The sequence below is a fragment of the Streptomyces sp. NPDC001709 genome (assembly GCF_053596375.1).
In genome coordinates, this window is the sequence record NZ_JBSFGB010000007.1 from 285,359 (window position 1) to 298,211 (window position 12,853).

At 71.2% G+C, this 12,853-nt stretch carries 13 protein-coding genes; 6 read left to right on the top strand and 7 right to left on the bottom strand.

Going from position 1 to position 12,853, the window contains the following annotated elements; translation table 11 throughout:
* Positions 1-47: 47 nt before the first annotated feature.
* Positions 48-917: a helix-turn-helix transcriptional regulator gene (locus ACWC0C_RS13890; RefSeq protein WP_450863988.1), complete on the bottom strand. Its 870-nt coding sequence runs from the start codon at positions 915-917 to the stop codon at positions 48-50.
* Positions 918-1,020: 103 nt separating this feature from the next.
* On the opposite strand from ACWC0C_RS13890, the gene ACWC0C_RS13895 reads away from it, so the two are divergent.
* Together ACWC0C_RS13895 and ACWC0C_RS13900 are read left to right on the top strand one after the other, a co-directional pair.
* Positions 1,021-2,445: an MFS transporter gene (locus tag ACWC0C_RS13895; protein ID WP_450863989.1), complete on the top strand. Its 1,425-nt coding sequence runs from the start codon at positions 1,021-1,023 to the stop codon at positions 2,443-2,445.
* An 87-nt stretch (positions 2,446-2,532) separates the two neighbouring features.
* Entirely contained in the window at positions 2,533-3,984 is a 1,452-nt protein-coding gene (locus tag ACWC0C_RS13900; protein ID WP_450863990.1) for an MFS transporter, read from the top strand.
* Here ACWC0C_RS13900 and ACWC0C_RS13905 read toward each other — a convergent pair.
* Together ACWC0C_RS13905 and ACWC0C_RS13910 are read right to left on the bottom strand one after the other, a co-directional pair.
* Complete coding sequence (locus ACWC0C_RS13905) at positions 3,981-4,886, bottom strand: helix-turn-helix transcriptional regulator (protein ID WP_450863991.1); 906 nt, start codon at positions 4,884-4,886, stop codon at positions 3,981-3,983. The two genes, ACWC0C_RS13900 and ACWC0C_RS13905, sit on opposite strands and share 4 nt — an antisense overlap.
* 155 nt (positions 4,887-5,041) lie before the next feature.
* Complete coding sequence (locus tag ACWC0C_RS13910; RefSeq protein ID WP_450863992.1) at positions 5,042-5,560, bottom strand: hypothetical protein; 519 nt, start codon at positions 5,558-5,560, stop codon at positions 5,042-5,044.
* Here ACWC0C_RS13910 and ACWC0C_RS13915 point away from each other — a divergent pair.
* The 3 genes from ACWC0C_RS13915 to ACWC0C_RS13925 all read left to right on the top strand — a co-directional run bounded on the left by ACWC0C_RS13915 (position 5,559) and on the right by ACWC0C_RS13925 (position 7,883).
* Complete coding sequence (locus ACWC0C_RS13915) at positions 5,559-6,986, top strand: MFS transporter (RefSeq protein ID WP_449198019.1); 1,428 nt, start codon at positions 5,559-5,561, stop codon at positions 6,984-6,986. The two genes, ACWC0C_RS13910 and ACWC0C_RS13915, sit on opposite strands and share 2 nt — an antisense overlap.
* A gap of 131 nt (positions 6,987-7,117) precedes the next feature.
* Positions 7,118-7,342, top strand: a complete 225-nt coding sequence (locus ACWC0C_RS13920; protein WP_449198020.1) for a hypothetical protein — start codon at positions 7,118-7,120, stop codon at positions 7,340-7,342.
* Positions 7,343-7,454: 112 nt separating this feature from the next.
* Positions 7,455-7,883: a hypothetical protein gene (locus ACWC0C_RS13925; protein WP_449198021.1), complete on the top strand. Its 429-nt coding sequence runs from the start codon at positions 7,455-7,457 to the stop codon at positions 7,881-7,883.
* Here ACWC0C_RS13925 and ACWC0C_RS13930 read toward each other — a convergent pair.
* From ACWC0C_RS13930 to ACWC0C_RS13945, 4 genes are all read right to left on the bottom strand, one after another.
* Entirely contained in the window at positions 7,864-8,460 is a 597-nt protein-coding gene (locus tag ACWC0C_RS13930) for a TetR family transcriptional regulator (protein WP_449198022.1), read from the bottom strand. The genes ACWC0C_RS13925 and ACWC0C_RS13930 overlap by 20 nt on opposite strands.
* Before the next feature lie 40 nt (positions 8,461-8,500).
* The gene (locus ACWC0C_RS13935; RefSeq protein WP_450863994.1) at positions 8,501-9,511 is read right to left on the bottom strand and encodes an aldo/keto reductase; all 1,011 of its coding nucleotides are present in this window, start codon (positions 9,509-9,511) and stop codon (positions 8,501-8,503) included.
* A 90-nt stretch (positions 9,512-9,601) separates the two neighbouring features.
* Entirely contained in the window at positions 9,602-10,213 is a 612-nt protein-coding gene (locus ACWC0C_RS13940; protein WP_449198024.1) for a LysE family translocator, read from the bottom strand.
* A 136-nt stretch (positions 10,214-10,349) separates the two neighbouring features.
* A complete protein-coding gene (locus ACWC0C_RS13945) occupies positions 10,350-11,732 on the bottom strand; it encodes a glycine--tRNA ligase (RefSeq protein WP_449198025.1) in 1,383 nt (460 codons plus the stop codon).
* A gap of 149 nt (positions 11,733-11,881) precedes the next feature.
* Here ACWC0C_RS13945 and ACWC0C_RS13950 point away from each other — a divergent pair, with 149 nt between their 5' ends.
* Positions 11,882-12,841, top strand: coding sequence for a metal ABC transporter substrate-binding protein (locus tag ACWC0C_RS13950; RefSeq protein WP_450863996.1), 960 nt, complete (start codon positions 11,882-11,884; stop codon positions 12,839-12,841).
* The last annotated feature ends 12 nt before the right edge of the window (positions 12,842-12,853 follow it).

Consider the following 12,853-nt stretch of genomic DNA (forward strand, 5'->3'; position numbering starts at 1 on the left):
GGGCTCCGGGACGGATCTACGGCACAGGGGCGAGCCCCCATTCTCCCTCACCCGTCCGCAAGCTCCGCCAGCCGCTCCAGCCGCTCCTCGGTCTCCTCGTCGGCGGGGATGTACGCGACCACCCGGTGGGCCGGTGACTGCGGGGCCAGCCACATGGTGCGGTGCTCCAGGCGGACCAGGCCGACCACCGGGTGCCGGTACCGCTTGACGTGCGGGGACAACGGCGCGACCTCGTGCCGTTCCCACAGTGCGCGGAACTCCTCGGACGCCGCCAGCAGCCGGTCCCGGTGCTCCTTCCACACGGGCTCGGCCACATGCTCGGCCATGGCCACCCGGTACTTGGCGATCAGGTCGCGCAGCATCTCGTCCCGGTCGAGGAAGTCCCGCTTCCAGCGCTCGCTGGTGGCCAGCAGCCACAGACAGTTCCGCTCGGCCCGGGGCAGCTCGGTGAGGTCGCCGAAGAGCTGGGCGAAGGGGCGGTTGGCGGCGAGGACGTCGTAACGGGCGTTCTGCAGGGAGGCGGGGTAGGGCGCGAGCCGTTCGACGACCTTGATCGCCGACTTGGCTGCGACCGTGCACTCGGCCTCGGTGCGCGGGTCGGCGGTCCCGGCGAGGGCGAAGAGGTGGGTGCGCTCGGTGGGGTCCATGAGCAGGGCGCGGGCGACGGCGTCCAGCACCTGGGCGGAGACATGGGTGGCGCGGGCCTGTTCGATCCAGGTGTACCAGGTGACGCCGACCGCGGAGAGCTGGGCGACCTCCTCCCGGCGCAGGCCGGGGGTGCGGCGGCGGGGGCCGCGCGGCAGGCCGACCTGCTCGGGGGTGATCCGCTCCCGCCGACTGCGCAGAAAGGCGGCGAGTTCCCGGCGCCGGATGTGCTGGCTCGGTTCCCGGTGCTGTTCCGGCGCTGCGACGGTCATGTGATCAAGGGTGCCGCGTCCTCGCACCCCGGTTCCAGTTGGTGCCGGTACCTGGATGAGCACCGCCTGGTACCCGGCTGGGCGGGGGCGCAGGGTCGAGGGCATGACCACGACGACCACACCCCCGGTGACGGCGGCCCCGCCGCGTGCCCTCACCCCGCTCGGGCTGCTCACCCTCCTGCTGGGCACGGCGCTGCCGATGATCGACTTCTTCATCGTCAATGTCGCCCTGCCCACGATCGAGCACGATCTGCACGCCCCGCCGGCCACGCTGGAGATGGTGGTGGCCGGGTACGCGGTGGCGTACGCCGTGCTGCTGGTCCTCGGTGGCCGGCTCGGTGACGGTTTCGGCCGGCGGCGGCTGTTCCTGTGGGGGGTGGCCGCCTTCGGGCTGACCTCGCTGGCCTGCGGTCTTGCGCCGGACGCCTGGTGGCTGGTGGCGGCGCGGGTCGCGCAGGGTGCCGCGTCGGCGCTGCTGCTGCCGCAGGTGCTGGCCACCATCCACGCCACGACGTCCGGCGAGCGGCGGGCCCGCGCGGTCGCCCTATACGGCTCGGTCGGCGGGGTGTCCGTCGTCCTCGGGCAGGTGCTGGGCGGGGTGCTCCTCGCCGCGGATCTCGCGGGCACCGGCTGGCGCGCGGTGTTCCTGGTGAACGTGCCGGTGGCCGTCGCCGCCCTGCTGTGTGCGCTGCGGGCGGTGCCGGACAGCCGGGCGGAGCGGCCCGCGCGCGGCGATCTCGCCGGTACGGCGCTGCTGGCGGCGGCCCTGACCGCGCTGCTGCTGCCGCTGACCGAGGGCCGGGCGGCGGGCCGGCCGCTGTGGTCGGTGCTGCTGCTGTGCGCGGCGCCGCTGCTCGCGGCGGGGTTCTACGGCGTGGAGCGGCGCGGCGAGCGGGCCGGTGGCAGCCCGCTGCTGCCGCCGTCCCTGCTCACCGCGCCGGAGGTCCGCCGGGGCCTGCTGCTGGGTCTGCCGGTGTTCGTGGGTTTCGCCGGGTGGATGTTCGTGAGCGCGGTGACCTTGCAGCAGGGCCTCGGCTACGGGGCGTTGCGGGCGGGGCTGACGCTGGTGCCGATGGGGGTGGCGCAGTTCGCGGCGTCGATGCTGGCGCCGCGTGCCGTACGGCGGTTCGGCGGGCGGGCGGTGGCGCTGGCGGCGGTGGTGCACATCGCGGGGCTTGCGACGGTGACGGCGACCGCGCTGCTGGGCCCCTGGCCGCACCTGAGCCCGCTCGCCCTCTCCCCCGGCCTGGTGCTGTGCGGGCTCGGCCAGGGCCTTGAGCTGCCGCTGTACTACCGGATCCTGCTGGCGGCGATCCCGGCGCGGCTGGCGGGCGCGGGCAGCGGGCTCGCGGCCACGCTCCAGCAGTCGTGCCTGGCCGTCGGGGTCGCGGCGCTCGGCTCGCTGTTCCTGTCCCTGGTCCCGGGTCTCGGCATGCGGGAGGCGCTGGCCGTGGTGCTGGCGGTGCAGGCGGCGGGACTGACGGGGCTGGGGTGGCTTGGCCTGCGGCTGCCCCGGGTACTGGGGTGAGCCGGGGGGGCTCCCGGTCGCCCGGTCGGCAAGATCGTGTATTGGTAATTAGTTAGACGCACTATTGAAATCCGCTACGATGGAACCATGCCCGAGTTGAGCCCTCGCCGCCGTCTGCTCGTGCTCGCGATCTGCTGCATCAGCCTGCTGATCGTGAGCTTGGACAACACCGTGCTGAACGTGGCGCTGCCGTCCATGCAGCGCGATCTGCACGCCACCACCTCAGGCCTGCAGTGGACGATCGACGCCTACACGCTGGTGCTGGCCTCGCTACTGATGCTCGCGGGCTCGACGGCCGACCGGATCGGCCGCAAGCGGGTCTTCATGACCGGCCTGGTGGTCTTCTCCGTCGGCTCGCTGCTGTGCTCGCTCGCGCCGAACCTGTCCCTGCTGGTGGTGTTCCGGATGGTGCAGGCGATCGGCGGCTCGATGCTCAACCCGGTCGCCATGTCGATCATCACCAACACCTTCACCGACGCCCGGGAGCGGGCCCGTGCGATCGGTGTGTGGGGTGCGGTGGTCGGCATATCCATGGCGGCGGGCCCGCTGGTCGGAGGGCTGCTGGTGCAGTCGGTGAGCTGGCGCGCCATCTTCTGGATCAACCTCCCGGTCGGCCTCGCCGCCCTCCTGCTCACCCTCCGCTTCGTCCCCGAGTCCCGCGCGCCCAAGGCCCGCCGCCCCGACCCGGTCGGCCAGCTCCTGGTCATCGCCCTGTTCGGCTCGCTGACGTACGCGATCATCGAGGCACCCGACTCGGGCCCGGGCGCGGTGGCCCCCTTCGCGGCGGTCGCCCTCGCCGCCCTCCTCGGCCTGCTCTGGTACGAACCCCGGCGCACCGAACCCCTCATCGACCTGCGCTTCTTCCACTCGGCGCCGTTCAGCGGCGCCACGGTGATCGCGATCAGCGCGTTCGCGGCGCTGGGCGGCTTCCTCTTCCTGTCCACGCTCTACCTGCAGAACGTCCGCGGCCTGGACGCCCTGCACGCGGGCCTGTGGATGCTGCCGATGGCCGCGCCGACCTTCGTGTGCGCGCCGCTGTCCGGCCGCCTGGTGGGCAGCCGCGGCCCCCGCCTCCCCCTGCTGATCGCCGGTACGGCGATGACGGCGAGCGGTGTCCTCTTCGCGGCCTTCGAGGCGGAGACGTCGAACACCACCCTCCTCCTCGGCTACGTCCTCTTCGGCATCGGCTTCGGCTTCGTCAACGCGCCGATCACCAACACGGCCGTCTCCGGCATGCCGCGCGCCCAGGCCGGGGTCGCCGCCGCGGTCGCGTCCACGAGCAGGCAGCTGGGCCAGACGCTCGGCGTCGCGGTGGTCGGCGCGGTCCTGGCCGCCGGCATCCACGCGTCCGCCTTCCGCGACACCTTCGTCGCGGCCGCCCGCCCCGGCTGGTGGATCCTCACCGCCTGCGGCCTGGCCGTCCTCGCCCTGGGCCTCCTCACCAGCGGCCGCTGGGGCCGCCGCACGGCCGAGCGGACGGCCGAGAAGCTGGAGTCGGCGGAGATCCGCCAGCCGGTGGGGGCCTCCGGGCGCGGCTAGGGTCTGTCCGGCGGGTGTCGGACTCCGCCGAGTGCGAGGTCGTACAGCTTCTCCAGCCGCTGCCGGGTCTCCTCGTCGGCCGGGGTGTACGTCACCATGCGGGCGCCGTGTTCGGGGCCCAGCCACAGGTCCGTGTGCTCCAGCTTGAGGTGGCCGACGTGGGCGTTGCGGAACTCCTTGGTCTTGGTGCGGCTGCCGACCACCTCGTAACGCTCCCAGTTCTCACGGAACTTGGGGGAATCCGCCGCAAGGCGCTTGAGGAGCATCTTCCAGGCCGGCTCGCCGAGGTGGCCGGCGAGCGAGGCGCGCAGCCGGGCGGCCATCAGGCGCTGGGTCTCCTCCAGGTGGACGACCGACTCCTGCCACTCCCTGTTCGTGTACACGAGGAGCATGCAGTTGCGGTCCTCCGGCGCAATCGCGTCCAGGTCGCACAGGAGGCGGCCGTAGGTGCGGTTGTAGGCGAGGATGTCGTACCGGCTGTTCTGGACGCAGGCCGGGATCGGCTCCAGCTGGCGCAGCATCGCGCGCAGGGCGGGGGTGACGCTCGGGCAGCTCGCGGCGGGCGTCGGATCGGCGGCGCCGGCCAGCTGGAAGAGGTGGGCGCGCTCGCTGGTGTCCAGCATCAGGGTGCGGGCCAGGGCGTCCAGGACCTGGATGGAGACCTGGATGTCCCGGGCCTGTTCGAGCCAGGTGTACCAGGTGACGCCGACCGCGGAGAGCTGCGCGACCTCCTCCCGGCGCAGCCCGGGCGTACGGCGCCGGGCGCCACGCGGCAACCCCACCTGCTCGGGACTGATCCGCTCACGGCGGCTGCGCAGGAAGGCGGCCAGTTCGTGCCGCCGGATCTCCGCGCGCCGGGTCGGCTGCGGGGCGGTCTCTCGGTCCGAGGCCATGGTGGTCATCATCCCAGGGTGCCCCGGCCGTCATCCTGTTGCCAGGTACTTCTTCCACCAGGATCCGGGCACCGCGGTACCGGTCTGAGCAGTGCCCCGGATCCGGACGGTGGCCCCGCGAGGATCGGATCCCCGGGAGCCACCGCGCCCGTCCAGGGGCGTGATCAGGCCGGGGGTACGAGCATGTACTCATGGCCGAGGCCGCTCGCCGAGCTGTCCCCGTACACGGTCACCTCACCGTCCGACCAGCGCACGACCAGGTCGTCGGGCCACTCGTTGCCCCCGAAGCTCCCGGCCGCGACGACGCTCGCGTGGTCGCGCCACAGGCCGTTGGGTCCGAGCACCTGGTTCTCGCTCCGGAGCAGGTTGATGCCCAGGTCCTTGTACACGGTCAGTTCGCCGTCGGCCCAGCGGACCATCAGGTCGTTGTTGTTCGCCCCGCCGAAGTCGCCGGTGGTGATGCCACGCGCGTACTTCCACACCGAGCCGCGGTCGGCGAGCTTCAGCTCCTTCTTCAGCCCGCCTCGGTCGACGTCCCAGTACAGGCTGGTCTCGCCGTCCACCCAGGTGACCACCACGTCGTCCCGGTCGCCGCCCTTCCTGATCCTGTTGCCGGGTACTTCTTCTACCAGGATCAGGAGACTCTGGTACCAGTCTGGGCGGTGGCGCAGGCTCGGGGGCATGAGTGAAACCGTCACCACCCGGGCCGTCCGTACGACGGCCGCGCCGCCCGCACTCGGCGGGCTCGGGCTGTTCACCGTACTGCTGGCCGCGGCGCTGCCGCTGATCGACTTCTTCATCGTCAACGTCGCCCTGCCGACCATCGGCGCCGATCTCGCCGCGGGCGAGGCCGTGCTGGAGCTGGTGGTGGCCGGGTACGGGGTCGCCTACGCCGTGCTGCTGGTGCTCGGCGGGCGGCTCGGGGACCTGTTCGGGCGGCGCCGGCTGTTCCTCGGCGGGATGGCCGCGTTCGGGCTGACCTCGCTGGCCTGCGGGCTGGCGCCCGACGCCTGGAGCCTCGTCGCGGCGCGGGTCGCACAGGGCGCCTCGGCCGCCGCGATGCTGCCGCAGGTGCTCGCCACCATCCAGGCCACCACGCACGGCGCGCGCCGTGCGAAGGCCATGAGCCTGTACGGCGCCACCGCCGGGCTGTCCATGGTCGCCGGGCAGATACTCGGCGGGGTGCTCGTCGCCGCCGATGTCGCGGGCACCGGCTGGCGGTCCGTGTTCCTCGTCAACGTGCCCGTGGTCGCCCTCGGCCTGGTCCTCGCCGTCCGGGTCGTGCCCGAGACCCGGTCGCAGCGCCCCGAACCCGTCGATGGGCCCGGCACCGTCCTGCTCGCGGTGTCCCTGCTGACGCTGCTCGCCCCGCTCACCGAGGGCCGGGCCGCGGGCTGGCCGCTGTGGACGTGGCTGTCGCTGGCCGCGTTCCCGTTCGCCGCCGGCGCGTTCTGGGCCGTGGAGCGGCGGGCCGACCGGCAGGGGCGGACCCCGCTGGTGCCGCCGAGTCTGCTGGCGCTCGCCTCGCTGCGCCGCGGTCTGGCGCTGATCCTGCCGTTCTCCATCGGCTTCAGCGGGTTCATGTTCGTCATCGCGCTGGCGTTGCAGAAGGGCGCGGGACTCGGTCCGGTGCCGGCCGGGCTCGCGCTCGCGCCGATGGCCGTGGTGTTCCTGGTCTTCTCCCTCGCCGGGCCCCGGCTGACCGCTCGTCACGGCACCCGGGTCGTCACCGCCGGCTCGGTGATCCAGGGCGTGGGCGTGCTGCTGATCGTGCTGGCGGCGTGGTGGGACTGGCCGCACCTGGACTTCGTCTCGCTGCTGCCGGGCGCCGCGGTGGCCGGTGCCGGGCAGGCGCTCCAACTGCCCAATGTCTTCCGGATCGTGATGTCGGAGGTGCCGCCCGCCCGGGCCGGGGTCGGCAGCGGTGTGATGGTCACCACCCAGCAGTCCGCGCTCGCCCTGGGCGTGGCCACCCTCGGCACCCTGTTCCTCACCCTCGTACCGCATCTGGGCATGCGGGACGCGCTGGTCACCACGCTGCTGGTGCAGTTGGCCGGGGTCGCGCTGACCGGCCTGCTCAGCCTGCGGCTGCCCCGCGAGGTCGGCTGAGCCGGCCGGGCCGGGACGGCTGCGGCCACAGCTTGGACAACTCCGGGTGAAGCTCCCCCTGTTGATGTTCGTCTTGCTGCACACTCCTGTCCCGGTCGGGGCGTTTTGGACTCGAGGAGGCGTGAGGCGTCATGCCGCAGGGCAACAGCACGAGCAAGGTCAGCCGCTGGGACCAGCACGGCCGGGAGCACATCGTCCGCGTACTGCGCACGGGAGTGCAGCGCACGATCAGATGCGACACATGCGGCTGGCGCCGGGGCGCACAGTTCCTGCCGTGGCTGAAGGCGGAGGAGCATCTGGCCGAGGCCCATCAGGCGACGGTCGACCCGGCGGCGGACCGGCAGCCGTCGAGGTAGCGACCACGGACGGTCACACCACGCCTGACCTGCGCTCTTACCTCCTCAAGTGGCCGCTTCCACAAAGCCGGTCCAGCCTGGGAAAGGTTCATCGAGCGACAGGAGACGAACCATGATCTCGGTACTCGGCTACCGCTACGGCCGCGCACTCGGCGCCGGCCTCCTCTCCGTGGCCCTGCTCTCCGGCTCCGCGGCCGGAGCCTACGCCGCCGCCCCCACCCCGAGCCCCAGCAACACCATGCCCAGCCCGACCACCACCATGGCCTCGATCACCATCACGGTGAACAAGACCTCGGTGAAGTCCGGCCAGATGGTGAGGGTCACCGGGCGGACCAAGGGCCTGACGATCGGCAGCCCGCTGGTGCTCCAGCACCAGATGAACGGCACGTGGACGAGCCTGCCGGCGACCGCGAAGATCAAGACCGGCAACGCGTACGCGATTCTCGCCAAGCTCAGCCAGGGCACCCACGTGCTGCGGGTCGCCGCCACGAACGGGTCGGCCAAGGTCTTCTCGTCCACCGTCACGGTGAAGGTGAGCTGAGTCCCCTCACCAGCAGGTCCACGACGGCCGTGAACTCCTCGTCCACACCGGGGCGGGTCCACTCCCGGGCGTAACCGGGGTCGTGGAAGCGGCCGGTGGCCTGGAAGACGGCCCGGGCCGCGATGGCCGGGTCGGGTACCGCAAAGGCGCCCGACCCGGCCCCTTGCGCGATGATCCGGGTCAGCTGCCCGGTCAGGTCGGCGATGTGCTCGCCGACCACCGTGCCGTTCTCGTCGGTCAACACGGTGTAGGTGGCGAAGAGTTCGGGGTCGTCGCCCGCCTTGTGCCGCTTGGCCTCGAACAGCGCCACGAGCCACGCCCGCAGCCGCTCCTCCGCAGTGCCGTCGGCCACGACGATCCCGGCGAGCTTGTGCGACGTCCGGTCCAGCCAGCGCTTGGTGACCGCCTCTCGCAGCGCCGCCTTGGTGCGGAAGTGCCGGTACACACTGCCGTGGCTGACGCCGAGCGCGCGAGCCACGTCCACCACGGTGGCCTTGGCCGGGCCATGGCGGCGCAGCACCTCCTCGGTCGCTTCGAGGATGCGCTCGGCGGTCAGGGTCTCGGTCGGCGGTGCCATGTCATAGACCGTACGTCATGGGCCGTACCCGGCAGCACGCTCAGCGCTCGCTGTCGAGCGTCGTCATCTGCGCGGCCGGGTAGCGGTCGCCGGCCGCCGCGTCCGCCGGTACGGCCTCCTCGATCGCCGCCAGGTCGGCCGCGTCCAGGGTCACGTCCAGCGCGCCCAGCGACTCGCCGAGCCGCTCACGGGTGCGGGCGCCGATCAGCGGCACGATGTCGTCGCCGCGGGAGAGCACCCAGGCGATGGCGGTCTGCGCGACGGTGACGCCCTTCTGCTCGGCGATCTTGCGCAGGGCCTCGACCAGGTTCAGGTTGTGCTGGAGGTTCTCGCCCTGGAAGCGGGGCGAGTGGGCTCGGAAGTCGTTCGCGGCCAGCTGCCGGTCGCGGGAGAAGTGGCCGGAGATCAGGCCGCGCGAGAGCACGCCGTACGCGGTGATGCCGATGCCCAGCTCGCGGATGGTCGGCAGGATGTCCCGCTCGATGCCCCGGCTGATCAGCGAGTACTCGATCTGCAGGTCGGCGACCGGGGCGGTGGCGGCGGCCCGGCGGATGGTCTCGGCGCCGACCTCGCTCAGGCCGACGTGCCGGACGTACCCCTTCTCGATCAGTTCGGCGATCGCTCCGACGGTCTCCTCGATCGGTACGTCCGGGTCGAGGCGGGCGATCCGGTAGACGTCGATGTGGTCGACGCCGAGGCGCTGCAGGGAGTAGGCGGCGAAGTTCTTCACGGCGGCCGGGCGGCCGTCGTAGCCGGCCCAGTTGCCCTCCGGGTCGCGCAGGGCGCCGAACTTCACGCTGGTCAGGGCCTGCTCGCGGAGGGCGGCCGGGGCGGTGCGCAGGGCCTCGCCGATCAGCATCTCGTTGTGCCCCATGGCGTAGAAGTCGCCGGTGTCCAGCAGGGTGACGCCCGCCTCCAGGGCCGCGTGAACGGTCGCGATGGACTCCGTGCGGTCGGCGTCGCCGTACAGCGCGGACATGCCCATGCAGCCGAGGCCGAGGGCGGAGGTCTGGGGGCCGGTGGTTCCGAGGTTTCGGGTTCGCATCGTCATGCCTTCACCTTGCCATGACGAATGACAGATTTCAATATCTGTCATTCCATAGATGTCAGTCGTCCAGCCGCGGTCTCCAGGGCCCGCTGGTCACCGGGCGGTGAGGGCGAGCTTGGCGCCCAGCGCCACGAACGACCCGGCGAAGCTCCGGCGCAGCCAGACCATGACCGCGGGGCGGGAGGTGATCCGGTCGCGTACGGACGCCGCGAGGATCCCGTACAGGGTGAAGACGACGAAGGTCAGCCCCATGAAGACACCGCTCAGCCCCAGCATGCGCACCAGGGCATGCGGCTCGTGCGGGTTCACGAACTGGGGCAGGAAGGCGAAGAAGAACAGGGTCAGCTTGGGATTGAGGAGGTTGATCAGGACACCCCGGAGGATCACGCCGCCCGCCGACCGGGGTGCACCGCCCTCGTCCACGGTGATCGCGCTCTTGTCCCGCAGCGTCGCCCAGGCCATGTAGAGGAGGTAGGCCACCCCGGCGTACTTCAGCGCCTGGAACGCCGCGGCGCTCGCGTTCAGCAGCGCGGCGAGGCCGGTGACGGTGGCGAGCACATGCGGGACGATCCCGAGGGTGCAGGCGAACGCGGCGAGGACGCTCGCGCGCCGGCCGTGGGAGAGGGCGGCGGAGAGGGTGTAGACGACTCCGGTGCCCGGCGTGACCACGAGAACGAGGGTGGTCAGCAGGAAGGCGAGGCTCATGGGGTCAGGCTGACGGGCGCGCGGGCTGAAGATACAGGGCCAAAGAAGCACCGGCGGGCGGTACCAAAACGCCCACCCACCCAGCCGAGCGAGTCGGATGGGTGGGTGGGCGAGGACGGCTGAGGCGCCGCCGGCGTCAGCAGCCGAGCAGGCGGCCGGCCAGGTACCCCTCGATCTGGTCCAGCGACACGCGCTCCTGCTTCATCGAGTCACGCTCACGCACCGTGACGGCGTTGTCCTCGAGCGTGTCGAAGTCCACGGTCACGCAGTACGGCGTACCGATCTCGTCCTGGCGCCGGTAACGGCGACCGATCGCACCCGCGTCGTCGAACTCGATGTTCCAGTTCTGCCGCAGCGCCTGGGCGAGACCCTTGGCCTTCGGGGACAGCTCGGGGTTACGGGACAGCGGCAGGACCGCCACCTTCACCGGAGCCAGCCGGTGGTCGAGGCGCAGCACCGTGCGCTTCTCCATCTTGCCCTTGGCGTTGGGCGCCTCGTCCTCGACGTACGCGTCGAGCAGGAAGGCCAGCATGGTCCGGCCGACACCCGCCGCCGGCTCGATGACGTACGGCGTCCAGCGCTCGCCGGCCTCCTGGTCGAAGTACGACAGGTCCTGGCCCGAAGCCTTCGCGTGCGCGCCCAGGTCGTAGTCGGTCCGGTTCGCGACACCCTCCAGCTCGCCCCACTCCGAGCCGCCGAACTGGAAGCGGTACTCGATGTCGGCGGTGCGCTTGGAGTAGTGGGAGAGCTTCTCCTTCGGGTGCTCGTACCAGCGCATGTTCTCCTCACGGAGACCCAGGCCGGTGTACCAGCCCCAGCGCTGCTCCATCCAGTACTCCTGCCACTTCTCGTCCTCGCCCGGCTTGACGAAGAACTCCATCTCCATCTGCTCGAACTCACGGGTGCGGAAGATGAAGTTGCCCGGCGTGATCTCGTTGCGGAACGACTTGCCCATCTGGGCGATGCCGAACGGCGGCTTGCGGCGCGAGGTGGTCTGCACCTGGGCGAAGTTGGTGAAGATGCCCTGGGCGGTCTCCGGGCGCAGGTAGGCGACGGAGCCGCTGTCCTGCGTCGGGCCGAGGTGCGTCGACAGCAGACCCGAGAACTGCTTGGGCTCGGTGAACTGGCCCTTGTTGCCGCAGTTCGGGCAGTTGATGTCGGCGAGGCCGTTCGCCGGGGCGTGGCCCTTCTTCTCCTCGTACGCCTCTTCCAGGTGGTCGGCGCGGAACCGCTTGTGGCACGCGGTGCACTCGGTCAGCGGGTCCGTGAAGGTGGCGACGTGGCCGGATGCGACCCAGACCTCGGAGGCCAGGATGACGGACGAGTCGATACCGACCACGTCCTCGCGCGACGTCACCATGTAGCGCCACCACTGGCGCTTGATGTTCTCCTTGAGCTCGACACCCAGCGGTCCGTAGTCCCAGGCGGCACGCTGTCCGCCGTAGATCTCACTGCACGGGAAAACGAAGCCACGGCGCTTGCTCAGGCTGACGATGGTGTCGATCTTGTCGGCGGCCACGGTGCTCTCTTCATTACGACGACGGGCGTTGAAGCGAGATGCTTCCAGCGAATGATTCAGGGTACCGGCGGGGGCTCCCCCTCAACCAAATCGGTATCGCCCAGCAGCTTTGTTGACAACGGTTTCCATTTCTGTTGAAAATGACTGTCATGAACGTACGACGACGCCTCATACCCGCCGCCGCGATCACCGCCGTGACCGCCCTCGGTCTCGGCACCCTCACCGCCTGCTCCGGCGACCGGGCGGAAGCGGCGAACACCGGCAAGTTCGACGTCGTCGCGTCCTTCTACCCCATGGCCTTCCTCGCCGAGCGGATCGGCGGGCCCCACGTCCACGTCACCAGTCTCACCACCCCCGGCCAGGAGCCGCACGACCTGGAGATCAGCACCCAGCAGATCGCGCTGCTCCAGGACTCCGACGCGGTCCTGTACCTGAAGAACCTCCAGCCCGCCGTCGACGACGCGGTGGCCCAGTCCCCGGTCAAGACGAAGATCGACGCGACCTCCCTGACCACGCTGGAGCAGCACGGCAACGAGGTCGGCGGGCACGCGGCCGCGCACGACACCCACAAGAACGAGGAGTCGGCGGGCAAGGACCCGCACATCTGGCTCGACCCGGTGCGCTACGCCCAGGTCGCCGAGGGTGTCGGCAAGGCCTTCGAGAAGGCCGACCCGAAGCACGCGGCCGACTACGAGAAGAACACCGCGGCGCTGGTCAAGCAGCTGAACGACCTGGACAAGCAGTTCAAGGCCGGCCTCGCGCACACGAGGACCAGGGTCTTCGTCACCACCCACGCCGCCTTCGGCTACCTCGCCGAGCGCTACGGCCTGACCGAGGAGGCCATCAACGGCCTCGACCCCGAGTCCGAGCCCAGCGCCGCACGCGTGAAGGACCTGGAGACGATGGCCAGGGCCGACGGCGTCTCCACCGTCTTCTACGAGACCCTCGTCAGCGACAAGACCGCGAAGACCATCGCGAACGACGCGGGCCTGAAGACGGACGTGCTGGACCCGATCGAGGGCATCACCACCAAGTCCCGCGGCAAGGACTACTTCTCCGTCCAGGAAGCCAACCTCAAGGCCCTGCAGCAGGCGCTGGGCGCCAAGTGACCGACAGGGAAG